Source organism: Mycoavidus sp. B2-EB (genome assembly GCF_014218255.1).
In the GTDB taxonomy this organism is placed as follows: Bacteria; Pseudomonadota; Gammaproteobacteria; order Burkholderiales; family Burkholderiaceae; genus Mycoavidus.
On the sequence record NZ_AP021872.1, the window covers coordinates 1,803,478 to 1,829,204 of the forward strand.

General features: G+C 46.7%; 25 protein-coding genes and 2 tRNA genes. 16 read left to right on the forward strand and 11 right to left on the reverse strand.

What is annotated here, in order from left to right; all coding sequences use genetic code 11:
* Nucleotides 1-272: 272 nt before the first annotated feature.
* The 6 genes from MPB2EB_RS08085 to MPB2EB_RS08110 all read left to right on the forward strand — a co-directional run bounded on the left by MPB2EB_RS08085 (nt 273) and on the right by MPB2EB_RS08110 (nt 5,261).
* Nucleotides 273-551 carry an HU family DNA-binding protein gene (locus MPB2EB_RS08085; RefSeq protein WP_185181806.1) on the forward strand — a complete coding sequence of 93 codons (279 nt, stop codon included), beginning with the start codon at nt 273-275 and terminating at the stop codon, nt 549-551.
* A 12-nt stretch (nt 552-563) separates the two neighbouring features.
* Nucleotides 564-980 carry a hypothetical protein gene (locus tag MPB2EB_RS08090; RefSeq protein WP_185181807.1) on the forward strand — a complete coding sequence of 139 codons (417 nt, stop codon included), beginning with the start codon at nt 564-566 and terminating at the stop codon, nt 978-980.
* A 173-nt stretch (nt 981-1,153) separates the two neighbouring features.
* Nucleotides 1,154-2,260, forward strand: a complete 1,107-nt coding sequence (locus MPB2EB_RS08095; protein ID WP_370576600.1) for a molecular chaperone DnaJ — start codon at nt 1,154-1,156, stop codon at nt 2,258-2,260.
* An 847-nt stretch (nt 2,261-3,107) separates the two neighbouring features.
* Nucleotides 3,108-3,380 (forward strand): hypothetical protein, encoded by a 273-nt coding sequence (locus MPB2EB_RS08100; protein ID WP_185181809.1) that lies wholly within the window; start codon nt 3,108-3,110, stop codon nt 3,378-3,380.
* A 242-nt stretch (nt 3,381-3,622) separates the two neighbouring features.
* Nucleotides 3,623-4,711, forward strand: coding sequence for a YhcG family protein (locus MPB2EB_RS08105; protein ID WP_198422334.1), 1,089 nt, complete (start codon nt 3,623-3,625; stop codon nt 4,709-4,711).
* 88 nt (nt 4,712-4,799) lie between these two features.
* Nucleotides 4,800-5,261 (forward strand): tyrosine-type recombinase/integrase, encoded by a 462-nt coding sequence (locus MPB2EB_RS08110; RefSeq protein WP_232534525.1) that lies wholly within the window; start codon nt 4,800-4,802, stop codon nt 5,259-5,261.
* Here the strand turns inward: MPB2EB_RS08110 and MPB2EB_RS08115 are convergent.
* Nucleotides 5,249-5,324, reverse strand: a tRNA-Lys gene (locus MPB2EB_RS08115). The two genes, MPB2EB_RS08110 and MPB2EB_RS08115, sit on opposite strands and share 13 nt — an antisense overlap.
* 50 nt (nt 5,325-5,374) lie before the next feature.
* Here MPB2EB_RS08115 and rfaE2 point away from each other — a divergent pair.
* The gene (gene rfaE2 / locus MPB2EB_RS08120; protein ID WP_185182717.1) at nt 5,375-5,860 is read left to right on the forward strand and encodes a D-glycero-beta-D-manno-heptose 1-phosphate adenylyltransferase; all 486 of its coding nucleotides are present in this window, start codon (nt 5,375-5,377) and stop codon (nt 5,858-5,860) included.
* Nucleotides 5,861-5,876: 16 nt separating this feature from the next.
* Here the strand turns inward: rfaE2 and MPB2EB_RS08125 are convergent, their stop codons facing one another.
* From MPB2EB_RS08125 to MPB2EB_RS08135, 3 genes are all read right to left on the reverse strand, one after another.
* Nucleotides 5,877-6,959, reverse strand: coding sequence for a hypothetical protein (locus MPB2EB_RS08125; protein WP_185181810.1), 1,083 nt, complete (start codon nt 6,957-6,959; stop codon nt 5,877-5,879).
* A gap of 165 nt (nt 6,960-7,124) precedes the next feature.
* Nucleotides 7,125-7,943 carry a type III pantothenate kinase gene (locus MPB2EB_RS08130; protein WP_185181811.1) on the reverse strand — a complete coding sequence of 273 codons (819 nt, stop codon included), beginning with the start codon at nt 7,941-7,943 and terminating at the stop codon, nt 7,125-7,127.
* 56 nt (nt 7,944-7,999) lie between these two features.
* Nucleotides 8,000-8,818, reverse strand: coding sequence for a biotin--[acetyl-CoA-carboxylase] ligase (locus MPB2EB_RS08135; protein ID WP_185181812.1), 819 nt, complete (start codon nt 8,816-8,818; stop codon nt 8,000-8,002).
* A 117-nt stretch (nt 8,819-8,935) separates the two neighbouring features.
* Between MPB2EB_RS08135 and MPB2EB_RS08140 the strand changes: the two genes are divergently transcribed.
* From MPB2EB_RS08140 to MPB2EB_RS08155, 4 genes are read left to right on the forward strand one after another with little or no spacing between them, the layout of a single operon-like run.
* Nucleotides 8,936-9,946, forward strand: coding sequence for an ABC transporter permease subunit (locus tag MPB2EB_RS08140; RefSeq protein ID WP_185181813.1), 1,011 nt, complete (start codon nt 8,936-8,938; stop codon nt 9,944-9,946).
* 2 nt (nt 9,947-9,948) lie between these two features.
* Nucleotides 9,949-10,818: an ABC transporter permease subunit gene (locus MPB2EB_RS08145; RefSeq protein ID WP_185181814.1), complete on the forward strand. Its 870-nt coding sequence runs from the start codon at nt 9,949-9,951 to the stop codon at nt 10,816-10,818.
* Nucleotides 10,819-10,822: 4 nt separating this feature from the next.
* Complete coding sequence (locus tag MPB2EB_RS08150) at nt 10,823-11,821, forward strand: ABC transporter ATP-binding protein (protein ID WP_185181815.1); 999 nt, start codon at nt 10,823-10,825, stop codon at nt 11,819-11,821.
* A complete protein-coding gene (locus tag MPB2EB_RS08155; protein ID WP_185181816.1) occupies nt 11,818-12,795 on the forward strand; it encodes a dipeptide ABC transporter ATP-binding protein in 978 nt (325 codons plus the stop codon). Before MPB2EB_RS08150 ends, MPB2EB_RS08155 begins: the two co-directional genes overlap by 4 nt.
* A gap of 19 nt (nt 12,796-12,814) precedes the next feature.
* Here the strand turns inward: MPB2EB_RS08155 and MPB2EB_RS08160 are convergent, their stop codons facing one another.
* The 5 genes from MPB2EB_RS08160 to MPB2EB_RS08180 form a co-directional block, all read right to left on the reverse strand.
* Entirely contained in the window at nt 12,815-13,954 is a 1,140-nt protein-coding gene (locus MPB2EB_RS08160; RefSeq protein ID WP_185181817.1) for an ABC transporter substrate-binding protein, read from the reverse strand.
* A gap of 132 nt (nt 13,955-14,086) precedes the next feature.
* Nucleotides 14,087-15,178, reverse strand: coding sequence for an ABC transporter substrate-binding protein (locus MPB2EB_RS08165; RefSeq protein WP_185181818.1), 1,092 nt, complete (start codon nt 15,176-15,178; stop codon nt 14,087-14,089).
* Between the two features lie 9 nt (nt 15,179-15,187).
* On the reverse strand, nt 15,188-16,123 hold the full coding sequence (locus MPB2EB_RS08170) for a LysR family transcriptional regulator (RefSeq protein WP_185181819.1): 936 nt from the start codon (nt 16,121-16,123) through the stop codon (nt 15,188-15,190).
* 454 nt (nt 16,124-16,577) lie between these two features.
* Nucleotides 16,578-17,633, reverse strand: coding sequence for an ABC transporter substrate-binding protein (locus tag MPB2EB_RS08175; RefSeq protein WP_232534437.1), 1,056 nt, complete (start codon nt 17,631-17,633; stop codon nt 16,578-16,580).
* 28 nt (nt 17,634-17,661) lie between these two features.
* Nucleotides 17,662-18,597, reverse strand: a complete 936-nt coding sequence (locus tag MPB2EB_RS08180; protein ID WP_185181820.1) for a LysR family transcriptional regulator — start codon at nt 18,595-18,597, stop codon at nt 17,662-17,664.
* Nucleotides 18,598-19,340: 743 nt separating this feature from the next.
* Between MPB2EB_RS08180 and MPB2EB_RS08185 the strand changes: the two genes are divergently transcribed.
* The 5 genes from MPB2EB_RS08185 (at nt 19,341) to MPB2EB_RS08205 (ending at nt 21,999) form a co-directional block, all read left to right on the forward strand.
* The gene (locus MPB2EB_RS08185) at nt 19,341-19,847 is read left to right on the forward strand and encodes a 2-hydroxycarboxylate transporter family protein (protein ID WP_232534438.1); all 507 of its coding nucleotides are present in this window, start codon (nt 19,341-19,343) and stop codon (nt 19,845-19,847) included.
* Nucleotides 19,848-19,977: 130 nt separating this feature from the next.
* Nucleotides 19,978-20,053, forward strand: a tRNA-Phe gene (locus tag MPB2EB_RS08190).
* 66 nt (nt 20,054-20,119) lie between these two features.
* On the forward strand, nt 20,120-20,845 hold the full coding sequence (queC, locus tag MPB2EB_RS08195; RefSeq protein ID WP_185181822.1) for a 7-cyano-7-deazaguanine synthase QueC: 726 nt from the start codon (nt 20,120-20,122) through the stop codon (nt 20,843-20,845).
* 35 nt (nt 20,846-20,880) lie between these two features.
* On the forward strand, nt 20,881-21,516 hold the full coding sequence (gene queE / locus MPB2EB_RS08200) for a 7-carboxy-7-deazaguanine synthase (RefSeq protein WP_185181823.1): 636 nt from the start codon (nt 20,881-20,883) through the stop codon (nt 21,514-21,516).
* 12 nt (nt 21,517-21,528) lie between these two features.
* Nucleotides 21,529-21,999, forward strand: a complete 471-nt coding sequence (locus MPB2EB_RS08205; protein ID WP_185181824.1) for a 6-carboxytetrahydropterin synthase — start codon at nt 21,529-21,531, stop codon at nt 21,997-21,999.
* On the opposite strand, the gene rodA is transcribed toward MPB2EB_RS08205, so the two are convergent.
* A complete protein-coding gene (rodA, locus tag MPB2EB_RS08210; RefSeq protein WP_185181825.1) occupies nt 21,996-23,138 on the reverse strand; it encodes a rod shape-determining protein RodA in 1,143 nt (380 codons plus the stop codon). The genes MPB2EB_RS08205 and rodA overlap by 4 nt on opposite strands.
* Nucleotides 23,139-23,672: 534 nt before the next feature.
* Nucleotides 23,673-25,634 carry a penicillin-binding protein 2 gene (gene mrdA / locus MPB2EB_RS08215; protein ID WP_185181826.1) on the reverse strand — a complete coding sequence of 654 codons (1,962 nt, stop codon included), beginning with the start codon at nt 25,632-25,634 and terminating at the stop codon, nt 23,673-23,675.
* Nucleotides 25,635-25,727 lie beyond the last annotated feature (93 nt).

Here is a 25,727-nt window from a genome sequence, read left to right on the forward strand (position 1 = left end):
ATACGACAGTCCATCTATCCTACCTCAGCCCGAGCCAGCCACCGGTTAAAATCCTCTTTTATCGTCTGATCATTTTCAATAACTAATTGCTATATTTTAGCCAACAGAAAACATAGCACAATTGCTCTGAGTGACATAAGATGTTGAGGTTCCTTGGTATAGGGGCGCGGCATAGGCGACGCTAGGTAAGATCCAAATAACCATGGAAGATCGGAAGTTTATAAATTACTAAGGCATAAAACTTTGAGAAATTACGTAACAAGGATAAATGAATGAATAAAATGGAGTTAGTTGAGGCTGTTGCAAAAGAGTGCGAATTGTCGAAAATGCAAGCAAAAGCAGCTCTGGAAAGTGTTCTTAGTCAAATAGCCAAGACTTTGAAAAAAGGGGAGTCCGTTCAGTTAGTAGGTTTTGGGACGTTTAAAGTGAACCAACGCTTAGCTCGCACGGGTCGTAACCCTCAGACTGGAAAAGAGATTCAGATTAAGACCAAGAAGGTCCCGGCGTTTTCAGCCGGTCAGGCGCTTAAAGAAAGCGTGGCAGGCAAATAAGCGGAGGCCTCTATGGATTACTCAATCGCAACGCTAAAACAACTGCTCATGGAGTCCGACAAGTTAGACAAGGTATGGGACTACTTTTTCGAGTTAATGGATAAAGGGCTTTTGTTAAAGAATAGCCATCCCATTTCAACCCCTACAAAAGACGATACGCTGAGAGGGGTGCTAGCGGCCATCCATAACAGCGCCAATTGGCAGCTAGGTCAAGAAATCACCGTCACCGGACTGGCGTTTTCTAAAACGCCCAGTGAGCATTTTTACCAGGGCACATGCGTTATTCAAAATACGCTTCCGCCTGCAGTCGTTTTTTATTTTTCTGATATTGAACTGGGAGCATTCGTCTATTCAAAGAATGGTCAGAATGAAATGTTCCGTTTTTCGCTTACCCAGATCACAGATCCAAAAACGCTGACCAGGCATTAGTAGCACTTCTTTTTCTATCTTGCTTCACTAAGCATTGATTGAAGAAAAATGATAGCTCAAGCAATGGATGTCCTCATTCTTGCTTGACCTTGTAGAGATTGAGCCGTATCTCGCGTTAGAATAAAAGAAATCTTATTTTTCTCTTATTTTCAGTAAAAATCCAGCGTATGACTATGGCAAACAATTGGTCTCTTAACATAGCACCTGCTCAAAGCAACCTGGCCCTATCGAAAGAACAAAAGGCTTTCAATTCTCTGATCAGACAGATTGATAAGCGCCGCAATCGGCTTGGCGCTTGGGAAACTGCGACACTCGCGTTTCAACAACGGTACGTCAACGATCTCTTGCCTCTTGAACAGGCGTCGGGCGCTTTGCAAATCCAGATGGTACATTGCCTCGATCGGGCCTATGGCCGAAAGGAGCTAACCCAAACCGAGCGTCGCAAGACCGCTGCCGTAATCGTCGATTGGGCGCGTGATCTGATCGACGAAGAGGAGAGCTTGAAGACCATTTACAATAAATACAACCCGATCGACTACGATAGCGAAACGGCTAGCGAAGTTGACGATATGAAATCGGTGTTGGAGATGATACTCGGTGTCGATCTAGGCGACGATCTGGACATCAGCTCGCCGGAAGATTTATTGCACCATGCTCAAGCACATATCGAGCAAAAACAAGTAAAAACGGAAGCTGAAACTACAGCGCGGGAAGCCCGTCGGACAGCAAGAAAAAAGTCGCCCAGACAACGTGCAGCAGAAGCTCGCGCACAAGAAGAACAGGCGCAGATCAGCCTTTCCATCCGTGAGGTCTATCGAAAATTAGCCAGTACTCTGCACCCCGATCGAGAAGTTGATCCGCAAGAACGGGATCGGAAAACCAAACTGATGCAACGTGTCAATGCCGCTTATGCCAAGAACAACCTATTGCAGTTGTTAGAGCTGCAACTGGAACTGGAGCATATCGATCAACATTCGATCAATAGCATCAGCGAAAACCGGCTGAAACACTACAATAAAGTCTTGAAAGAGCAAGTTCTCGAATTGGATCAAGAAATCCGGCATGTCGAAGCTACATTTCGGCACACTTACGGAATTGGGCCTTTCGAGGAGCTGTCCCCAGATAGCGTTTTAAAAGATCTCGCTATTGAAATCAAAAGTTTCCAGAAAAACATCCAAGCCCTTGAGCATGATCTTGTCGCATTCGAAAACATCAAAAATCTGAAGGGCTGGCTCAAAACCCTCAGGCTCGTGCCGGCTAGATCTGCGTCATTCGTATAGCAAGATAAAATTTTTATAATGCCCCCAATTTAAACCAATCCCCCAGCTCATGCTGATGAAACATGGAAACATGTTTTGAACGTTTACTTCCGGCTCTTCATGCTTTTTTTATCCCGATCTGGCTGGAAAAATTGAAATTACTGCATCTTATGGCATATGGTGGGGCGTGAGCGGCTCGAACGCTCGGCCTACGGATTAAGTAGTAATCAGGATATCTGTTCTGGATCATGCTCAAATCTTCTAAAAACGCCTGTTTATAAAGGGTTTAGCTAAATATCGCACTATCTACTATTTTATGTAATTCTTCATTTTTGTGTAATTTTCTATGCGCGATTACACAGAAATTACACAAACTTTTTAGTTGGCCCTGAATAAACCGTTTTGCGTATTATTTGATCTGAGAACTTACTCCAGTAGCAGATACAAGCCGAAATAACGCGATCAAAATAAAGAGCCTACAGCCCCGCTCATGATACTCGCACAAGATATTCTGATTAGACTTGTGCCGATGCAGGGGGCCGAAGGCGCTCGTGGCTCAAAGGTGAATCCAAATCACGTCCCTAAACCGGAGATACTACATGCTACAGTCCCGGGCAATTTATTTGCTTATAACGGCAATATATTTATTTAACTTAGTTCAATACTAGCGATAGTATTTATTCGGCGCATATACAGGTGCGATCAGGTTTGACAGCTTGGAAAACGGAAGGCGGACAGCCGCCATGCGGCTTTTTAGGAGATTGAATCATGGCCTCTACCTGCTTCTGCTTATTCTGAGCATACCGTTTTTGTTCCCCACCCTCTTGAGTTTGAGCGAGATACTTTCTGTTCTCGCACTCGTACTGCCATGCAACGTGCCGAACTCAATACAATTTCTATTCTTAATAGTTTAGAACAGGCAATCAAGCTAGTCTCTGGCTTAGGCACACTCTGTAAGCTGGCGCGTAACAATTTGGAGTTGATGAATATGCCAAACGAGAATCCAGCGCTTGCGCCGAGAACAATGGAAAGCTTATTCGATCTGGCGGAAGTCAGTTCCGCGCTATTTATCACTGAGGTGGAAACCCTGGCCGCTCAATTAGAAGAATGGGCAACGGATGAAATAGGAAGGGGTGAATAAGCGGGCCACTGGTATAGTATGTGTTAAAGCCGCAGAATATATCGTGTGCTCCATATTCTGCGGTTCCAGTTTACAGCCCTATTTAAGGCGATGTTTTGCGTGTCCTTATGTTACACAAATCGTCAATCGACGTGAGATTTACCGATAAGCGGCCCGGGGCCAGTTTGATAGCGATTGGGTTACATATCTCATTAATCGCAGAAAGAAATTTGTTCTATTAATTTAGAAATTTTGAATCGTATATGCAAGATAAGAAATTAACTTCTAATGAAATTAGTTTAATGCCTTTGGTTATTGAGCAACTTTACAAGCAAGCCGAAAGTTACATCGATAGCGCTCGCCAAACTGTTTATCGTGTTATCGATAAACAAATGGTCAGTGCTTACTGGTGTATTGGTCGTGATATAGTGCAAGCAGAGCAAAAAGGGCATACACGGGCAGAATATGGGAGCAATTTATTGCCCGCACTTTCAGAGAGGCTTACAAAGAAATATGGTCGCGGATTCGGTATTTCTACTTTACGAGATATCCGCCAATTCTACTTGATTTATTCTGATCACATGCCAATTCACCACGCAGTGCGTGGTGAATCAGAAAAGCAATTGAATGCTAGGCTAGGGTGGATCCATTACCGTGCGTTGATGAGATTGGATCGACCTGAAGCACGGCAGTTCTATGAAATTGAAGCCGAAAGAAATCATTGGTCGGGTCGAGAACTTGAAAGGCAGATTGCGAGCTTATTGTTTGATCGGCTAGCTAGAAGCAAAGATAGAGATGGCATAATGAGGCTAGCCTGTAAAGGTCAGGAAATTACTAAACCAGAGGATACTATTAAAGAACCCATGGTTCTTGAATTTCTCAATCTACCAGAATCACATCGATTAGTTGAATCAGAACTCGAAGAAGCTTTAATAAATAATCTACAGCATTTTTTATTAGAGTTGGGTAAAGGCTTTGCATTTGTGGCAAGGCAAAAGCGGCTTTCCTTAGATGGCGATCATTTTTATGCAGATCTTGTCTTCTATCATGTCATTTTAAAATGTTACGTCATTATTGATCTTAAGATTAGAAAACTATCACATGCTGATTTAGGCCAGATGCTGTTATATGTTAATTATTTTGACCGGGAAATTATTGCAAAAGACGATAACCCGACGATCGGTCTGATACTCTGTACTGATAAAAGTGACGCAATGGTTCAATATACGCTTGGTGATAAGACTAAGCAAGTTTTTGCCAGTAAATACCAATTTCATTTGCCAACGGAAGAAGAGCTAGAAGCAGAGCTCAGACGAGAAATAAAAGAGATAAAGCAAAAATTAGACGGGTAGCGATTGTTCAAAAACCCTGGGATCACAAAAGGAATGTCATCTGTTTTAGTCATTACCTAATCTGATATTTCAATTATATTCCAGGCCACTGAGCAAAAAAACAGTCACCGCACCTCTTCCAAAATTTCCTGTTGTTGACGTAGCAGACTATGTAGCGGCGCTACAGCCTGGTACGCTCGGGCTATTTCCATCACCCGCCGCAAAGTCGGGTCACACCGTTGATATTCGCAAGCCTTTTATTAAAGCCGTCCTCGCTGCCGGACTTGACCCTAGGAGCGTGGTACGTCATACCTTGCGCCATACCGCCATCACACACCTTGTTCAGGCAGGTATCGATTTGCCTACTGTTAAACGGATCAGTGGGCATAAAACACTAGCAATGGTTGAACGCTATTCGCACCAGAACGGACAACACATTCAGGCGGCAATGGATAAATTTGGGCAGAGGATGAGAATCATCCTAGCTATTTTGCTGGCACGATTACACAAAGCACAATCAACCTATGCCAAGAAATTTGGTAAAACCCTTATAGAATCTGGTGGGGCGTGAGCGGCTCGAACGCTCGACCTACGGATTAAGAGTCCGCTGCTCTACCAACTGAGCTAACGCCCCAAGAGAAAGCGTATTATAGCAAGCTGATGACATTCAAAAACGTATTTCCTATGCTGACTCATTTTGAACAAAAAATCGTAACTCGCGAACAGCTCGCAGCAAAACGCCCAACCCTTTCAGCACCCGTTGTTTTTACCAACGGAGTGTTCGATATTTTGCACCGTGGCCATGTCAGTTATCTAGCTCAAGCGCGCACATTGGGCGCATGTTTAATCGTTGGCGTGAATAGCGATGCGTCGGTACGTTTACTGGGCAAAGGCAAGGATCGCCCAATTAATCATGAAGCAGATCGCATGGCCCTTATCGCCGCACTTGCATGTGTAGATTGGGTGGTGTGCTTTGAAGAATTCACCCCAATCACATTGATTGATGCGTTGCGGCCCGATATACTCGTTAAAGGCGGTGATTATGATATGGAAACATTGCCAGAAGCCAAGCTGGTAAGGGGTTGGGGCGGACAAGCACTGGCGATTCCATTTGAGCATCAGCGCTCAACGTCTGCCTTATTGCGTAAAGCACGCACCTTTTCAGGCTAAGTGAGGCGATTTCCCCTTACTTCTCTCTTGCTTTCATTTGGCCGTTAAGATCCCGTATCTTTTGCCTCAGCCTATTCTCAAGTGCCCTGATTTGCAGGCTTCGACTGCTAGATCGACCTGATCTAGGCGCGTCCAGTTTTTGTGTGGTTAGAAAGAGCATTTTTTTCGCAACGTATTTTGAGGCAGCCAGTCTTTCCTCTTCTATAATTTCTTTTAATTTTTGCTCTTTCTTCTTTAATAATTCATTTGCAAGCATCGCTTTTGCATCAAACTCAGCTTTTTCTTCTTGACTTAAAGAAGCCACTTCAGCGGAAGGCATCCATGAAATTCGAGCCTCAACGCCATGTGTTGAGAACTCGCCTACGGCTTCCCTTTTTTCTGGTAACGCCTCAAATTCGCGCGCAAGCCTCAAAATCTCTAGAGAATCTCTATTCTCCGAGTCTAAACTGAATGTATGGATATATTCCTCAACTTCCTGAGTTAAATCTTCTGCTAAATTTTTGAAGGCTTGCTGATACTTCGCGTTGACACCCTCTTGCGTTGTCTGGACCGGCCAATGTGCATTTTGTCCGTCATAGTCTTTGCTATTCGTGCCATTTAAAAAATTGAACTGATGAGTCAAAAGTTTATCCAATGCTTGTAGCGCAAAGTTCATTTTTGTCTCTAGCTTTTGTTCTTCTACTTGGGTTGCAGGAAAAAATTTCCGATGAGGATTAATCCATTCAAATTGGACCCCACTCTCTAATGAACCGTCTGCTACCAAGACATGCTTTGGAGATGGCGCGGCTTGCAAAAACCCTAAAGCCCTAAAAAGATCACTATTATTGAATTTTTCACTAATTTTTATGGTTTCTTTGTCGGATTTTTTCTTTAAAAAACCCTTCTTAGGTGTGATTTTATTAGGGGTGTGCCGAAGATTAGAATTAATCAAGGTTTTCTCTTTCAACAACCCTAAAACCTCATTAAGCGAACCTTTTAATGGTTTATTTCTTTCGCTTAAATGGGGCGTTCCCCGGCTCGAAGCATTGGAATTTAAAGTGGCTTGATGACTTAAATCTTGCTTTGTCTTAGAGGTGAAACCCAAAAGCCTTTTAAACACGATGTGGCACCTCTTGCATGATTGCCCCGCATCAACTTTCTAAGCTTTACAGTCATTCAGCGCCGATTCTTTATAGCGCTTACGGCATAACTTTATAGTTTGATACTAGGGCAATAATGAGGCGTAAACCATCCTAAAACTTAGGCCATACGAATTTAACGATCATTAAACGCACATTTGCTCTCGTGCAATTAATGCAAGCCCCGTAAGTACTAAGTGCTCATGATATGAGTAATCAATGGCCAATAAGCGTGCCACGCTATGCGCTGCCCCCCCACTTAATACGCATCGCACCGGAGCGCCTATGCGCGTGGATAAATCGCGCCAAGCACGCTCAATTAAGCTCGCTTGAGCAAGTAAACAACCCTCATGCAACGCCGTCTGCGTATCGGTTGCAAATAAGGCTCCAACTTGCTCGCCATTCTGCTGTGACTCGCACTCTCTCGTCATTTGTTCAGCCGTCGGCAGCAACGCGGTATGCTGCCCCAATGCGTGCATCATCATGGTTCCGCCAGGCGCGATCAAACCACCCGCAAAATTGCCGTCGGCATAAAGTGCTTCCAGTGTAGTGGCAGTGCCCAAAGTAGCAATTAATAGATGTTCTGCTGGATACGTTGCGCGCGCGCCAATCAGACCTGCCCAACGGTCACTGCCGAGTTGCCGGTAATCCCGATAACCATTGCGCACCCCACACTGATAAGGCTGCGCGTTTATCGTATGACGCGGTGCATCTGGCCAGCGGGTGCTGGTTAAAGTTTCAAGCCGTCGCGCCGTACGTTCTCCCGCCACATTGGCAATCCAAACGCTACCTGGCGCTGGCAACATCGACCAATCCGGCTCTGGCAATGAAAGTAAAGCGCCGCGTTCGTGTGCAAAAGCGCCGGAGGCAAAACGCACACCACCTGCGTCGGCCAACGCCCATTTAATGCGGCTATTACCCGCATCGATTAAAAGAAAAGGAGCTGCTGATGAAACAGAAAACATTATGAATTTATTGAAAAAAGCCTGTTTATAGGCAAAGTAAGTAAAAACCGGCGATATTACAGAATATGCGCTCGCAAAGAAACATCGCCGCTGGCAAGGGTTTGCATGCCGTTGCCCGTATCAATCAACAATCGACCATATGCGTCAACGCCCATTGCAATACCCCTTAGAATTTCACGATTACCCTCTAATACAAATACTTTTTTGCCCGCATAAGCATGGCTGTCATTCCATGCTGGCAAAAAAGGCGCTAAGCCATGCTCACTGAAACGCTCGAGCATGGCAGCCAGGGCATTCAGCAGATGCGCCAGCACATTGGTCATCGCAACCTGCGGCAATACGCGTGCTAAAACCGCAGGTGGATTAGCCTGCGCACTCAACTGGGCTGCTAACGCCGCCTCACCATCAAGATTGAGCCCAATCCCGATCACTGCCATACTTGAAGTATGACTGCTGCGCGCAATTTCAATCAAAATACCCGCTAATTTTGCGCCATCCAGCAAAATATCATTCGGCCATTTCAACGCCAGACGATGCATGTCCGTGGGCATCAGAGCGTGTAATCCAGCCATCACTGCGGTACTTACGGCAAGGCTAAGTCCGGCCAGCTCAGCCGGTGGCCGAAGTATTTCACAAGCAAACGAAAAAAGTAACGCATTGCCAGGCGAGGCAACCCATGGCCGCCCATGTCGCCCGCGCCCAGCTGTTTGTCGATACGCAGCGCGCACGATGGGCAATCTAGGCTGACTCACAGTCTTTAGACGAGCGATTAAATCCGCATTCGTCGAACCCGTTTCGTCAACCACCTCAATCGTCAATTTTTGTAAAGAGGACGATAAAAGCATACGAAGCTGCTCACGATCAATGCGCCGCATGTTAGATAATACGGAAGTTAAAGAAGAAACCATAGTGAGCGTATTTTAGCTGACCGCACACCATGCTAGGTTGGTCTGCCGTACAATCACTGAAGTCATCAGTTATAAAATAACGCTATGTTGCGATCTATTCTCCACCGTCTTGGTATGTTCGTGCCGACTTTTATCGGCATTACGGTACTTACCTTTACGCTCATTCATGTGATTCCCGGCGACCCCATCGAAATCATGATGGGCGATCGCGGCATTACGCCAGAAGCTCATGCTGAAGCGATGCACCACCTCGGACTGGATTTGCCATTACCGGTGCAATATCTGCGTTATTTATCAAAGGTTCTGCACGGTGATCTCGGTATTTCACTCGCCACTCATACCAGCGTTATGGATGAATTCTTAGCCCGCTTTCCGGCAACGCTTGAGCTCTCATTGGGAGCGCTTTGTTTCGCCCTCCTGATTGGTTTGCCGGCGGGTATTTTGGCAGCGCTTAAGCCCGGCTCGCTGCTTGATCGCGCAATGATGAGCATCGCGCTAGCAGGCTATTCAATGCCGATCTTTTGGTGGGGATTAATCCTCATTATGTTTTTTTCCGTACAGCTTGGTTGGGTGCCTGTATCAGGGCACTTGGCAATTCAATATGATATCCCCTCGGTTACCGGTTTTACGCTGATTGATACCTGGCTTTCTGACCAAGAAGGCGCTTTTCGTTCTGCCCTACATCATTTAATTTTGCCATCCATTGTATTAGGTACCATTCCGCTAGCGGTGATTGCGCGTATGACCCGCTCCTCCATGCTCGAAGTTTTGCGTGAGAACTATATTCGCACTGCGCGCGCCAAAGGGCTCTCGCCAAGCCGCGTGATCATCGTCCATGCGCTACGCAATGCATTAATTCCGGTGGTAACCGTGATTGGCTTGCAAGTTGGCTCACTGCTTTCAGGCGCAGTACTCACCGAGACGATTTTCTCTTGGCCCGGGGTCGGCAAATGGCTGATTGATGCCATCAACCGGCGCGATTATCCGATTGTGCAAAGTGGCATTTTAGTGCTGGCTACACTCGTTATCATCGTTAATTTGCTGGTCGATGTGTTATACGGCGTGCTTAACCCGCGTATTCGCCATTCGAGGTAGCAATGAACGAATCCAACTTAAGAGAATTTTGGGCGCATTTCCGCACCCATCGGGGAGCAGTCTTAGCAGGCGCGCTACTTATCGCACTTATGCTTACTGCAATCTTCGCACCTGTACTCGCGCCGTATGATCCGATTGAGCAATATCGAGATGCGATTCGCGTCCCCCCTGCTTGGCAAGAAAATGGTTCTTGGCGCTTTATATTGGGCACAGATCAAGCCGGGCGCGACATTCTTTCTCGGTTAATATATGGGGCGCGCTTATCATTTTGGATCGGCAGCATTTCAGTCTTACTCGCGCTTTCGCTAGGGACCGTGCTTGGCTTATGCGCTGCATTTTTTCAGCGCTGGCTGGATGCGCCTATCATGCGTCTGATTGATGTGCTGCTGGCATTACCTGCGCTTTTATTGGCCGTTGCAGTAGTCGCGATACTCGGCCCAGGACTCACCAATACAATGTATGCCATCGCAATTGTCACTCTGCCCGGTTATGTGCGGCTCACTCGCGCTTCGGCACTGGCTGAGTTAAGCAAAGAATATGTGGTTGCGTCCCGCGTAGCAGGGGCAAGCACTTTTCGGCTGATGTTTTCGCAAGTATTGCCAAATTGCGCAGCCCCGTTAATCGTGCAAGCAACCCTTGGCTTTTCAACCGCGCTGCTGGATGCCGCAGCGCTAGGTTTTCTCGGGATTGGCGTACAGCCTCCGCTGGCTGAGTGGGGTTCAATGCTGGCTTCCGCGCGCGATTATATGAATAGCGCCTGGTGGATGGTGACCATGCCCGGGGTTGCTATTCTGGTCACCGTACTTTCCATTAACTTGCTTGGCGATGGGTTGCGCGATGCCCTTGACCCCAAATTAAAGCAAATTTATTAACTAGATGAAACCAAACCTTTTAACTATCCGCCAGCTTTCGATCAGTTTTGGTGGACCGCCAGTCGTGGAGCGCATCGATTTCGACATTGCACCTGGCGAGGTCGTAGGGATTGTCGGTGAATCAGGGTGTGGCAAAAGCATTACCATGCTGGCTTTAATGGGACTCATTGATGCACCGGGTCAAGTACGCGCCGACAAGATCCAGTTCAATGGGCAAGATTTGCTCAATGCATCGCCTCGGGCCCGGCGAAAAATTATCGGCAAAGATATTTCAATGGTGTTTCAAGACCCTTTGGCAAGCCTTAATCCAAGCTACACCGTAGGCGCACAGATCAAAGAAGTACTGCATCAACATGAAGACTTACGTGGCGCGGCGCTCCATGCGCGTACGCTAGAGTTACTTGATCAAGTTGGGATTTCAGATGCCAAAAATCGCATCAACTCTTTCCCACACCAACTCTCGGGCGGGATGAATCAGCGCGTAATGATTGCTATGGCGATTGCCTGCAATCCCAAATTGCTGATTGCCGATGAACCAACCACTGCGCTTGATGTCACCATTCAAGCCCAGATTATGCAATTGCTGGTTGATTTACAAAAAGAACGTTGTATGGCGCTCGTATTAATTTCGCATGATCTTGCCGTAGTCTCGCAAGTTGCGCGACGAGTCGCGGTCATGTATGCGGGCGAGATTGTTGAAACAAATGACGTGCCCAAAATTTTTGAGCAACCGCATCACCCCTATACAGAAGCATTACTGACGGCAATTCCCGAGCATAACCGCGGAGCCAAGCGCCTCGTAGCGCTGTCAGGCGTGGTACCTGGGCATCAGGACCGTCCGCCAGGCTGCCTATTTGCGCCGCGGTGTAAATATAGAATTGACGCTTGTGAACAAGCGCGGCCGCCATTGACACCTCTTGAAGGAGGCGCGGTACGCTGCATTAAACCGCTTAATTTGCAATCAGCCGCTCATACACCTGCCGCCTCTTACTTTACATCATGAATGCCCCTGACACCGTGCTTGTCGCGGAAGGTTTAACTAAACATTATTCGGTGCGCCAAGGATTCCTTGGGCACAGCTTAGTGAGCGCATTGAATCAAGTGTCATTTTCTCTCGCGCGCGGCAAAACGCTTGCCGTAGTTGGGGAATCAGGCTGTGGCAAATCAACGCTTGCACGCCAAATTACGATGGTTGAAGAGCCTACTTCAGGCACACTTTTGATCAATGGTCATAACGCTGCTACCGCTAACCGCGCTACCCGTGCAATGCTACGCCGCTGCGTACAAATGGTTTTCCAGCATCCATTTGCGTCGCTTAACCCAAGAAAAACCGTTTACGCTACTTTAGCCGAACCCCTCATTATTAATACGGATTTCGATCAGGCCACCCGCTTGGCGCGCATCGAGGAAATGATCGCTACGGTTGGCTTACGGCCTGAGCATATGAGGCGTTACCCACATATGTTTTCTGGCGGCCAGCAACAACGCATTGCGATTGCTCGGGCGATGATTCTTGAGCCGCAAATTGTAGTGGCCGATGAGCCCGTCTCTGCGCTTGATGTGTCTATTCAAGCGCAAATCCTCAATCTTTTCATGGATTTACAGGATCGTTTCGGTATTAGCTATGTATTTATCTCGCATGATCTATCTGTAGTCGAACATATCGCGCATGACGTGATGGTCATGTATCTTGGGGGGATTGTTGAATTTGGCGACAAAAATACGCTTTTTGCCCGCGCCCGTCATCCCTATACGCGCGCCCTTATGTCCGCTACCCCAGCAATCCGCTCTTCTGAAAGACGCATTCAAATTCACCTTGAAGGAGAGCTTCCGTCCCCGCTGAATCCTCCGGCCGGCTGCACGTTTCACCAGCGTTGCCCTTATGCGATTGAGCGTTGTCGGCATGAAGTGCCCGTCTTACGCGAGGTGGATCATCGGCAGGTTGCTTGTCATCGGGCCGATGAGCTAGAGATTTAATGGATTAAGCGCTAAACATTCAAGCGCCTGCTTGGCCTAGCCTCCATTCGTTAAACCGTTCGATAATCGAGCTATGCTTATCCATCCAATACAAACCATCATTAAACAGGCCTTTTTTTAAATTGTCTGGGTACGTTGCGAGTAACGTTAGATACTTGGGATTAATATCGTTTTTTTTCAAAATACTGGGTTCCAACGCGGCCGGTTGAGTGGGTGCAATCCCATAGGGTATAAGGCGCGCTTGCCTCTCAGGATCCGTCGCAAACCGGATAAATTCTCGGCAAGCGTCAGCGTTAGGTGCTCCCCTTAAAATAGTCCAACTGTCATATGCGTAAATGTGTTGATCCCAGGAGAATGTAACGGGTGCCCCCGCCTCCATGGCAGATATGACAGAAGTGGAAAAAGCCGGAATCAGATGCACTTCCCCGGCTTTTAATAGATGCTCAGCTTGCGGGTTATTCTGCCACCAGATAGAGATATGCGACTTAATTTTATCTAAGCTGCGAAATGCACGGTTAACTCCATCCGCACAAGAATACACTTCGCTAGGAGCCACGCCATCAGCCATCAGCGCTTCTTCAAGCGTATCGAACGGGATTTGACGTAGGCCGCGCAGGCCAGGAAATTTTTCCACGTTCCAAAAATCTCCCCACGTTCTCGGTATAGAACGGCCTTTAAAAATATCTGTCCGATAGGCCAATACTGTAGTGTAAACATTCTTCCCAACGCTATAGTTTGATAAAGCCTGCGGAATCATGTTTTTGACGACATTATCATTCATTAGCCCATGCGGTTCTAAATAGCCTAACTGACTAAGAATGGGGATTGCTCTGCTGCCTAAACACGCCATACTCCAGTGATACGTTTGCGTATTAACCATCGTTTTAATTTCTGCGATAGGCTCCACATTGGATGGAATGCCAGTTACTTTAATACCTGTTTCTTCGGTAAAAGGTTCAAAAAGTATCTTGGTATAAGCGAGGTGGCTTTTCCCGCCCGAAGTGCGAATGACAATGTCTTGATCTTTATGAGGAAGGCGTTTCTGAGCCGTTTTTCGAGAAGTCATAATGAACGGAATAGAAACTGCTGTTATCCCTACCGCCGCGACTGCCTTCATCAGGTTACGGCGGTTATTGTTAGGCTTATTTTGATCTTCCATTTACGTTCCTAATGTTGATGGAACAGGGTAAATTCCCACTTTATGCCTATTGGCTAGCGGATGATTTTTACTTCACTAACTTACGTAAAGGTAAAGACAGCGGAAGTCAGCTCGAATCGGTTAAACGTTTAGCTAACTTAGCATCCACCGACTATAGCGCTCAATCACCGAGCTTTGATGGTTCATCCAGTATAAAGCGTTGCTAGGGAGACCTTTTTTGAGGTTGTCTGGATAAGTCGCAAGCAGCTTGGCATGCTTTAGATCAATATAGCCTGGCTTTAAAACCTCCGGTTGGGTGGGCCCTATCCCGTACGGTGCAAGCAGTGCCTGCTGCCGTGGATGTGAGGCAAATTTGATGAATTCACGGCAAGCATCAACGTTAGGTGCGCCTTTTAGAATGGTCCAATTATCGTATCCATAGATATGCTGATCCCACGAAAATGTAACGGGTGCGCCAGCCTTAATCGCAGCTAGCACGCGGTCCGTAAAAGCCGGGATTAAATCGACTTCGCCAGATTTAAGAAGTTGTTCAGTTTCCGGGGCATTTTGGTACCAGACGGAGATATGAGATTTAATTCTGTCCAGACTGCGAAAGGCACGATCGAGTTCACATGGGTAAACTTGACTCGGAGGAACGCCATCTGCCATAAGCGCTTGTTCGATGGTATCGAAGGGGCTTCTGCGCAGCCCGCGGCGGCCAGGAAAGTTATTGGTATCCCAAAAATCCTGCCATGTTCTTGGCGCTTGGCGCGCTTTAAAAGCATCCGTGCGATACGCAAGCACGATCGTAAATACGTTCGTCCCTACGCTGTAAGGTGACATGAATTGCGGCATAATGGTTGAGACCACGGGATCATGTTCAAGTCCATGTGGCTCTAGATAAGCTGGACCCAAAAACTGGATCGCCCGATGGCTAAGACTTGCCATATTCCATGTGTAAGCTTTGGTTTCGACCATTGCCTTAACTTCTGCGGTGGGCTCGGCGTTGGATGGAATGCCGATCACTTCAATCCCAAATTTTTGCTTAAAAGGTTTGAATAGGATTTCTGTGTATGCCTGCTGAAGATAGCCGCCCGAAGTACGGATGACTATTTTTTGCTTAACACTTTCTTTACCCGCTCCCCTAGCAGAGGTAATGACAAAAGGCGAAGCTACCACTGCTGCGCTTAAAGCAACCATTTTTCTAACCGCTGCTCTACGTTTTTCGTTAGGTGGATGATTCATCTGGAGTCCTCAATGTATTAGGCTATCACTAGCCTCTGGCTTAAGCTGTCTGAACATAGGTAATCTTGAAGAAAGCAATCTAAGCAATTGATTCGCTGCTGACGAAAGTGATTTGCCTCGTCTAACAATGAGGCTCAGCTCGGCTGAATTAAAAACTGGATGTTCGACTTCCAGCGCCACCAGCTTACCCGTTTTAATTTCCTCATACGCTGAAAATTCCGACATAAATATTCCACCCGAGCCCGTGCAAGCAAAGATTTTCCGGGCTACGGTTGAATTACTAACGAATACTGGAAGAGGCAGCTCAATTTTCTCGGAAAGAGCGGCTTTCTTTATTGAGGATGAAACAATATCTGTGGCAGCAGCTAATGAAAATGGATAGCTTATCGCTTCTGAAAAAGTGACCTTGCGCCGATCAGAGAGCGGATGAGTTTTATTGACCAATAGCCTTAAAGGTAAAGGCTCGCTTGCGTAGCAACGAATATCCGGAAAATTAGAGCAACAATGAATTACGCCTATATGCACAATATCTTCAGCAACTAAGCTGACAATTTTATTAGACTCAAAAATTTCTTCGATATGAAGATGCACATTAGGGTATTGAAGGCGGAAATCATCAAATATGCTCATTAATGGAATCACAAAGGCAGTAGGCATAGCAAGATGAATATTGCCCCGTTGCTCCAGCTCTTGTAAGCGAACCATTAGAGTCTCTTCTAATTTATATTGGCCCCGATAGTATTCCATTAATAATTCACCCGCCTCAGTCGGCGCCATCCCTCTAGGACGCCTCTCAAACAGTTTAGCGCCCAACTCCTGTTCTAATAGCTGAATCTGGCGGGTAATGACAGAACAGTCCGTATTTAAATGATCTGCTGCTTTGCGGATTTTTCCTTGGGCATAAACCGCATGGAAATAAAGCAGTCGCTTCTGATTGATGACCATCGTCCCCGTTCCTAAACTATTCCCGCTGCAGAAAATTATAGAGTAACCTCATACCGGCTAAGATTCGCTTTTTCTGCTTTGATGTTGTTAAATAAGTAGTAAATAATCTACCTTAAAAAAGAAAAAAGTAGTAGCTGATTAAATATACAGTGAGCAAAAGGTAACACTTCGATGGTACGCCTGTTGCTGGAAAAAACAGCGTTAAAGCTTGTCCGACCTATTCGATGAATATTTTTTCTTGGCCACACTAACTCGCATCAGAATCAGCTGATTGAAGAGCGAGCGCACCTTTGATACAGAATGAGTCATGGCTAATCCTCTCTTAAGCAGCGGCATGTGCAAATACCGTTGCTTCTTTTATGTACCCTAAACGCTAACGCTTAAAGGCTATGCTTGATGGGGAGGTTAAATGAATACTCAGATCTAGGAGATAAGAATGTACTAGTTACGGGTATCAAACCAATAGCCAGTGGTTAAATCGTTGGATGATGTCATCTTGTTTAAGCCAATACGAAGCATCAATAAATAAACCTTTTTTAAGGTTATCTGGATGAGTTGGAAGACGCCTAACATATTTCGAATGAATATAATTTGACTTAAACGCATCAGGGTGAGTAGGTCCAATTCCGTATGGCGCGAGTAGCGCTTGCCGCTTTGGGTGACAGGCAAACCGAATAAATTTTCGGCAGGCATCGGCATTAGGGCTTCCTTTCAAAATTGCCCAATTGTGACATCCGTAAAGGTGCTGTTCCCATGAAATTGCAACCGGCGCACCAGCATCTATGGCAGCCTGCGCCCAAATACTAAAAACCGGAATTAAATCAACTTCACGGGTTTTCAGCAAATGTTCGGTCTGTGGTCCGCTCCCTCCCCACCAGACTGAGACATGGGGTTTAATCGTATCAAGGCTACTAAGCGCTCTATCAAGATTACACGGATAAATTTTCTCTAGCGGAACACCATCCGCCATTAATGCAATTTCAATCGTGTCATAAGGAAGCTTACGTAGACTGCGACGGCCAGGGAATCTTTCTACATCCCAAAAATCTTTCCATGATTGAGGTGCTTGATGCCTTTTAAAAGCATCTGTCCTATAGGCAAGTACAGTCGCATATGCATTCGTGCCCACTCCGTATGCGGATCTAAAATGAGGTGGAATCGATGAAACAATAGGATCATCTTCAAGCTCGTGCTTTTCCAGATAAACCTTGTCTGTTGTCATAAATAGAACCGCCCGATGACTGATCGCCACCATATCCCATAGATAACACTTACTCTCAACCATCGTCCGAATCTGCGCAGTCGGTTCTGCATCAGACTGGATGCTGATCACTCCAATACCCGTCTCTTGCGTAAAAGGCTTGTATAAAATGTCTTGGTATATTTTTGCATAAATTCCACCAGGATCACGTATGATGATCTGTCGCGAAGCCGCCCGGGAAGGCGTCCAGACAAAAGGGGCGGTTGCAGCAACGGCTAGTGCCTTAATGGTTGTGCGGCGAGTAATCAAAAAGGGGCTCCACAGTTATTAAGTCTCATTAATGAGCGCTCAGGCCCTTAGCCGTCTGCGCGCAAACCCGTAGTTTTGCTTCGAGCGTTCTAAGTAGTTGATTCATTGCCGGAAGAAATGGCTTATTCCTTTTGACAACCAAACAGAGTTGGAACGCTTGAAAACATTGGTGATCTATTTCAAGTGCCACCAGCTGACCGGTTTTAATTTCTTGGGCCGCAGCAAGTGCTGACATCAACGTTCCGCCGTTATCAATACTAGAAAATTTTTTCCGAGCAGAGATAGAGTCACTGATAAATGCCGGAGTGAGTTGGATGTTCTCCAAGCGTTCGGCTTCCCGAATCATATGCCACAAATTAGATGTAGGGGACGGCAACGCCAGCGGGTAACGTGCTGCATCCGAGAAAGTAACCTTTTTCTGGACCGCCAGCGGGTGCTTATGACTTACCACTAAACACATAGGAAGCGACGCACAAACACTGTATTTAATATTTTGGTTATTTAGAGAATAATGGCTCATAATTCCTATATGTGCCTCATCCGCGATGACCTCAGCCACTGCTTGATCGGCTGTACTGGTTTCTGTAATCGAAATATTTAAACCAGAATGCTCTTTACAGAAATCACTGAGCACACTCTCTACTAGAAGCTCACCATACGCTTTGAGCACAACAATACGAATTGCTCCTCGCTTCATTCCGCGCAATTCCTGTAAACCTGTCTCAAAAGCTTGCTGGGCATTCTGAGTATAGCGGTAGTAATCAAGCAATAATGCCCCCACCTCCGTTAATGTCATACCTCGAGAATGCCGCTCGAATAACTTTTCACCTATCTCTTCTTCTAATAGCGCAATCTGGCGAGTGATGACAGAACAATCAATATCTAAATAATCTGCGGCTTTGCGGATTTTTCCATTGGTGTGCACCGCATAGAAATAGCGCAGTCTTTTTTGATTAATGATCATCTTCTTTGCCCCCAAAGCACCCTTATTTAGTTTAAAAAATTATAGAGTGAAACCAAAAAAACCAGGATTGCTTATTTATTTCTTAACATTGCCAAATGAGCAACAAACAATCTACTCTAAGCAGCGGAAACCTACAACCCGTTTTAATGATAGAGTGGTTCACAAACCACACTTTAAGAGTTTACTCACCGAATATAGCCGCCGCCCTTCTATTGAAAAAACAACGATAAAACTAGGTGTTCCTATTTGACGAATATCTTTTTCCGACCATACTGCGGCGCTGGAGTCATTTTATTGGAGACGAGTACATCTTCGATACAGCATAACTCCATGACAATCCCTCCCTTTAAGCAATCGTATTTTTCATGCCGTTGCTTTTTTAGAAGTGCCCTCTCGATAGAATTCTGAAAACACTTAGGGGGTGCTTTGAATAGCAAGGGTCAAATAAATTTTAGGTTCGTGAGATCTGCAAATAGATGCAACCACTGCTGAGAACAGTATTATGCCCTCGCTTGACCTAGCATCCATTCATTAAAACGTAGGATCATGCTATTTTGATTTTTAAGCCAATAAGTAGCATCAACGTGCCGCCCTTTTTCAAGATTCGTGGGATAGCTTGTAAGATGCATAGCCTGCTTAGGTTTAATATAATTGAAGGCGTCTCGCTGTATTGGGCCAATCGCGTATTCTGCAAGCAATGCCTGTCGCTTTGGGTCTGAAGCAAATTTGATAAATTCACGGAAATGGGGAGACTCAGACTTTTATTCAGGTGCGCTCACTGGCAAAGGCTAATTAATAAGAGAGTTGGCATTATCCCGTTGCCGGCATATTTCCTTATCCTTGCTTGCCTAGGAATTCTGCTAGCCCTAAAAGAAATCTCTGGCGATATTTCAATCATGATCGCGCTGCTTGCCGCATGCGGCTTTACCTGTGCCGCAATAGGTGAGCGCATTCCGGTTCTACGACAAATAGGCGGGCCGGTTATCGTAAGCATCCTCCTTCCAGCCTGTCTGGCCCATTACAAAATCTTACCTAGTGAATTAATTACGGTAATCAGCGACTTTTGGCACTCGACTAAATTTGTCTATTTATTTAGTGCTTGTGTCATCGTTGGCAGCATCCTTAGCATGAATCGCCAGGCGCTTATCACTGGCATCGTCAAGATTTTTATTCCCCTTGCCGCAGGCTCTGTCCTAGAAAAATCCCGATTTTGCATAGCGAATCCCTCCTTCCGAAAATTTTTTATATAAGATTCTTCCGAAAGCGTATCGAAAATCTATCCAGGAACAAAAAATGCTGCGCTGAACGCGAATGGCATAAACATCGCAAGCGGCAAATCTATACACACGCAAGAGTTCTTTGCTATACTCTCGGCTTTGTGGCCTGGTAGCTCAGTCGGTAGAGCAGCGGACTGAAAATCCGTGTGTCGGTGGTTCGAACCCGCCCCGGGCCACCAGTACTTCAGGACTTGGGTGTTAGCAAGTCTTTCTTTTGTCCATAGGTTCCATGACAGGAGACTAAAGTGGCGGCGCAAACAAACCCTCATAGCCGTGCACTCGTACTATTCTCCGGCGGCCAAGATTCGGCGACCTGCCTTGCCTGGGCGCTGCAGCGGTTTCATCATGTTGAAACCATCGGCTTTGATTACGGCCAACGCCATCGGGTTGAACTTGAATGCCGCAACCTTTTTCGAACGCGTCTCATAGAAACTGAAGCATTCGCGCCTTGGCGTACCCGCTTACATGGTGATCATCTGGTCGATTTGTCTGTATTTGGGGCTATCAGCGATACGGCCATGACGCGCGATATTCAGATTGAGACACTTGCTAACGGGTTACCCAATACCTTTGTGCCAGGCCGTAATTTACTGTTCTTGACGGTCGCTGCCGCATTCGCGTATCGACGGAATTTACAGGTACTCGTAGCAGGAATGTGCGAAACTGATTTTTCCGGTTATCCAGATTGCCGTGACGATACCGTCAAAGCACTGCAAGTCGCCCTCAATCTGGGGATGGATCGCCGTTTTGTGATCGAAACTCCGTTGATGTGGCTTGATAAAGCGCAAACCTGGCAGCTTGCCTATACGCTTGGCGGCGAGTTATTGGTTGACTTAGTTCGACTTGAAACACACACCTGCTATCTGGGCAAGCGTAATACACTACATGACTGGGGCTATGGTTGCGGCGAATGTCCATCTTGCATGTTGCGTAAACAAGGGTATACCGCCTTCGTAGCGGGCCTAAATTAAAAACAGGGTAGCCTTAAGCCGGTAAACTCTTGGTTATGGCTTCTTATTCGATTAAAGAAATTTTTTATACATTGCAAGGCGAAGGCATTAATGCCGGTCGTCCTGCTGTATTTTGCCGCTTTGCGGGTTGTAATTTATGGTCTGGCCGCGAGCAAAATCGCGCCCAAGCGGTTTGCCGCTTTTGTGATACGGATTTTGTTGGGACAGATGGCGAAAAGGGTGGGAAATATAAAAATGCCGCGTCATTAGTCGCTCAAATTTCTGCTCTCTGGCCATCAGATGCAAGGCATCGCTTGGTTGTCTGTACTGGCGGGGAACCCTTACTCCAGCTTGATGATGATTTAATCCAAGCGCTGCATGCCGCACACTTTGAAATTGCGCTTGAAACCAATGGCACGCTACCGATACCCGCCGGCATTGATTGGATTTGCGTTAGCCCCAAAGCAGACGCACCATTAGTCGTGACGCAGGGCCATGAGCTAAAAGTTGTGGTGCCGCAGGCTAATCAGCAACTTTTAGCTTATGAGTCACTCGATTTCGAGCATTTTTTGGTGCAACCTATGGATAATGCTGCGCGCGCATTGAATACGCAATTTGCGATCGATTGGTGTAAACAGCATCCGCGCTGGCGCTTATCGATACAAACCCACAAATATTTAAACATCCCTTAAATTAGTACTTCTGTGTTAACAATCACTCGCAAACTTGAATTTGATGCTGGCCACCGGATCCCAGACCACCGTAGCTTATGCTGTAATTTACATGGGCATCGTTATGTACTTGAAATTACGCTAGAGGGCGAGCCCATTCTTACTGAAGGTGCGCCCGACCGCGGTATGGTGATGGATTTTGCACAGGTGAAAGCGCTCGCTCTTGCGCACTTGGTTGAGCACTGGGATCATGCTTTTTTAGTGTACGCTGGCGATACGCCAGTACGGGATTTTCTGGCAACGCTGCCCAACCACAAAACCGTTGTCCTTGAGCATATCCCAACCGTCGAAAATCTTGCGCGGATTGCTTTTGATCGGCTTACTGCCGCATATAACCATCACTATGGCGCAGAATTACAACTTAAACGGGTGCGTTTATATGAAACGCCAAATTGTTGGGCAGAGGTTGAGCGCTCAGTTCATTCAAGCGCTACCTCAATTTAACTCTGGATTAGACGTTTTTGCCGCCCCATACTCAGGACTAAACCCACCGCAATACCCAGCGTAACCAAGGCAGTTCCACCGTAGCTCATGAATGGCAGCGGCACGCCAACTACGGGTAATAAACCAATCACCATGCCAATGTTAACAAACGCATAGGTGAAAAAGCTTAACGTAAGCGAGCCTGCCAATAAACGAGCAAAAAGCGTCGCGCCATTCGCGGCAACATATAATCCGCGCACAATCAGGCATAAATACAATAAGAGCAGCGCAATACTGCCAACCAGGCCAAATTCTTCTGCATACACGGCAAAAATAAAATCTGTATGCCGCTCAGGAATAAATTCGAGATGGGCTTGAGTCCCTTTTAGCCAGCCCTTGCCAAAGATGCCCCCTGAGCCAATCGCAATGACGGCTTGAATCGTATGAAAACCTTTGCCAAGCGGATCTGTGGTTGGATCAAGCAATGTGCAAATACGATGCTTTTGGTAGTCATGCAATAGGGGCCATTGTGTTTGCGGCTGGCAGATTTTATGCTCAAATGCAATCAACGAACCCGCCGCAATCGTCACCGCCAGCAAGATCGGCAAAATTAATTTAAAGCTCAGACCGGCCAAATAAATCACAAAAAATCCGGCGGCAAAAACCAGCACGGCTGTACCCAAGTCCGGTTGCTTAGCGATCAAACCGACGGGGATGGCAAGCAGTGCCAATGCTGCAATATGATCGTACCAACGCAGCGCACTCTCACGCCGTTGGTAATACCACGCCAACATCAATGGCATGGCGATTTTCATGATTTCGGAGGGCTGAACCACAATCCCAATATTAATCCAGCGCTGTGCGCCTTTGCGCACCAAACCGAATAGCGCGACAGCAATCAGTAAACTAATGCCCACCGTGTACAAGGGAACCGCCAAACGCATTAATATTTGTGGCGATAAATTGGCAATTCCCCACATTAGAACAAAGGTTAATAAGACATTACGCAGTTGGTCTTGTACGCGTCCCGGCATATTAAAACTTGCGCTATATAAAGTCAGTATGCCAACTGCAATTAACAGCACAACAAAAAGGACAAAAGTCCGATCAAAACCGGTGAAAAACGGTTTAATGCGTTTTGAGTAAGTTTCAATCAACATTCTAGGACGCGTTGAAGTTTGTAGTTCATTGTTTAAGAAATAGGAGCAAACTCGTATTGTTGACGTTCCACACTAAGACACATCCGTTTGCAATGCCCCAATTACTTCTTACAGATGAATTTTGGTCGAGGCTGGAAAAGATTCTGCTTGATGAGCAGATTTATCGCAAGCAGAATGTGCATTTTTTAATGGTCGAAGGTATGCTGTATCGTTTGCATGTTGGATGCCCACGGCATGACTGGCCTTGCCTAAATTACTTAAACCCCTCAAAAACCGTCAGAACCGAACTTGTCCCAATACGTCCCAATATGTCCCAGTGCACCCACTCATAAGGCATCTTTATCCCAATCCTGCAATACCCACGCTGCCCCCCTATGCTTACCCTTTAATATAAACAGATTGTAAATATTGCAAATCTCTCAAGATAGTTTTGCTTGAAGCAGAGAGTGTTTGCTACTTGGTAGTAGCGATTTGCAACGCCAGATATTTCAAGATTTCCTGGTTTGACGAATCTGGCACAACGAACCTTACGGATTATTGGATGACCGGTTTTTCAGACACAGCACCTGGCAGAGCCGGCATTGCAGCGGCGTTGGCCTTTGGTTTGAAACGCTCTACCAAATAATAATCAAGCACCTTACGGGCAATAGGTGCGGCAGCCTGCGCCCCCCAGCCGCCATTTTCAACGACTACCGCAAGCGCAATGGTTGGCTTGTCAGCAGGAGCGTAAGCCACAAATAAGGCATGATCGCGCCGATGCTCGGCTAACGTATGCGCACGATATTTTGCACCTTGCAATGAAAAGACTTGTGCAGTACCCGTCTTGCCAGCCGCTTGGTAGCTTGCTCCTCTAAAAGCATTTGCCGCGGTTCCTTGCGTCATCACGCCAACCATAGCGCGCTTAATAAAATCAATATCTTTCTGATTCACATTGATTTGGTAGCTCGCACTTGGCACTGTCAGACGGGTTTCATGAGTCCGCGGATGTTCGATGGTTTTTACCAAATGGGGCTTCATCACCACGCCATCATTGGCTAGAGTCGCAGTTGCATGAGCCAGTTGCAACGTAGTAAATGAGTTATACCCTTGCCCAATTCCTAAGCTGATTGTGTCACCGTCGTACCATCGTTGTAGGTCAGGGCGTCGGTGGTACGCTTTCTTTTTCCAGTGGGTCGAAGGCAAGACACCTCTCATCTCACCTTCAATATCAATCCCGGTTAACTGCCCAAAACCCCATGGCGCCATAAAGTCGGCCATTGCATTCACGCCCAGATCACGCGCCAACATATAGTAATAAGTGTCGCATGATTGCACAATCGAGCGATACATATCCACCCAGCCATGGCCACCTGGCACATCATCGCGGAAGGTATGGCCCGCCAGAGTATAAAAACCAGGATCCTGAAAACCCCACTGCGGAGTGCGTTTGCCCAAAGCTAACCCAGCGAGGGCAACAAATGGCTTATAGGTTGAACCCGGCGGATAAGCCCCCTGCAATGGGCGATTTAACAGTGGACGATCGGTTGAGGTATTTAATTCATCCCACGTTTGCTGATCTATCCCATCAACAAACGCATTTGGATCGAAGCTAGGAGCGGAAACAAAAGCCAATACATCGCCCGTAGCTGGCTCAATCGCCACGAGCGCCCCGCGCCGGCCGGCAAAAGCTTGCTCTGCAATTTGCTGCAAACTAATATCTAACGAGAGCATCAGGTTATTGCCAGCGATGGATTGGCTGCGCGACAAAGTCCGCACCGGGCGTCCGCCCGCGGTCACTTCGACCTCTTCAAAACCCGTCTGGCCGTGTAACTCAGTCTCATAACTCTGTTCAACACCAATTTTGCCGATATGGTCGGTGCCTTTATAATTGTCCATATCAAGCCGCGGGTCATAAGCTCTAACCCCGCTATCATTCAGGTCGCTCGCGTTTCGAATGCGCTCCTGGTCACGCTGCGAGAGCCGACCAATATAACCAATTACATGCGCTGCAGTGGCGCCAAGCGGGTATTGGCGTAACCAGCGAATACGCACCTCAACGCCTGGAAACCGAAAGCGTTGTGCTGTGAAACGCGCAACTTCCGTATCCGAAAGGCGGATACGCAGAGGCAGACTTTCAAAGTTTTTTGAATCTTCTAACAGCTTTTTAAAGCGGCGTCGGTCGCGCGCGTCAACCACCACAATTTGCGATAGGCTATTTATCACCTCATCTAGCGTACCATTAATTTTTGCCGGGGTAATTTCGAGCGTATAAGCAGAATAATTTTGGGCTAATACAATACCATTGCGGTCAGCAATAACCCCTCGCCTTGGCACCATAGGCGCGACCGAGATGCGGTTTTCATCTGCCTGTAGCGAATATTGTCCGTAGCGCCAAATCTGCAAATATAGAAAACGCGCCGCCAACAGGGCAAAACACAGAAATACAAACAGCGCCGCCGCCGCCACACGCAGGCGAAAGTGCTGCAACTGCTGTTCAGTATCTTTAAAGTCAGGCATAAATTTAGGCTCAGGCGGCCAATAAGCCCGAGCTAAAGGCTTGTAGAAACGCTAACCAGCGACCAGATAGGCGTTTTACGCTAAAACTAGCCA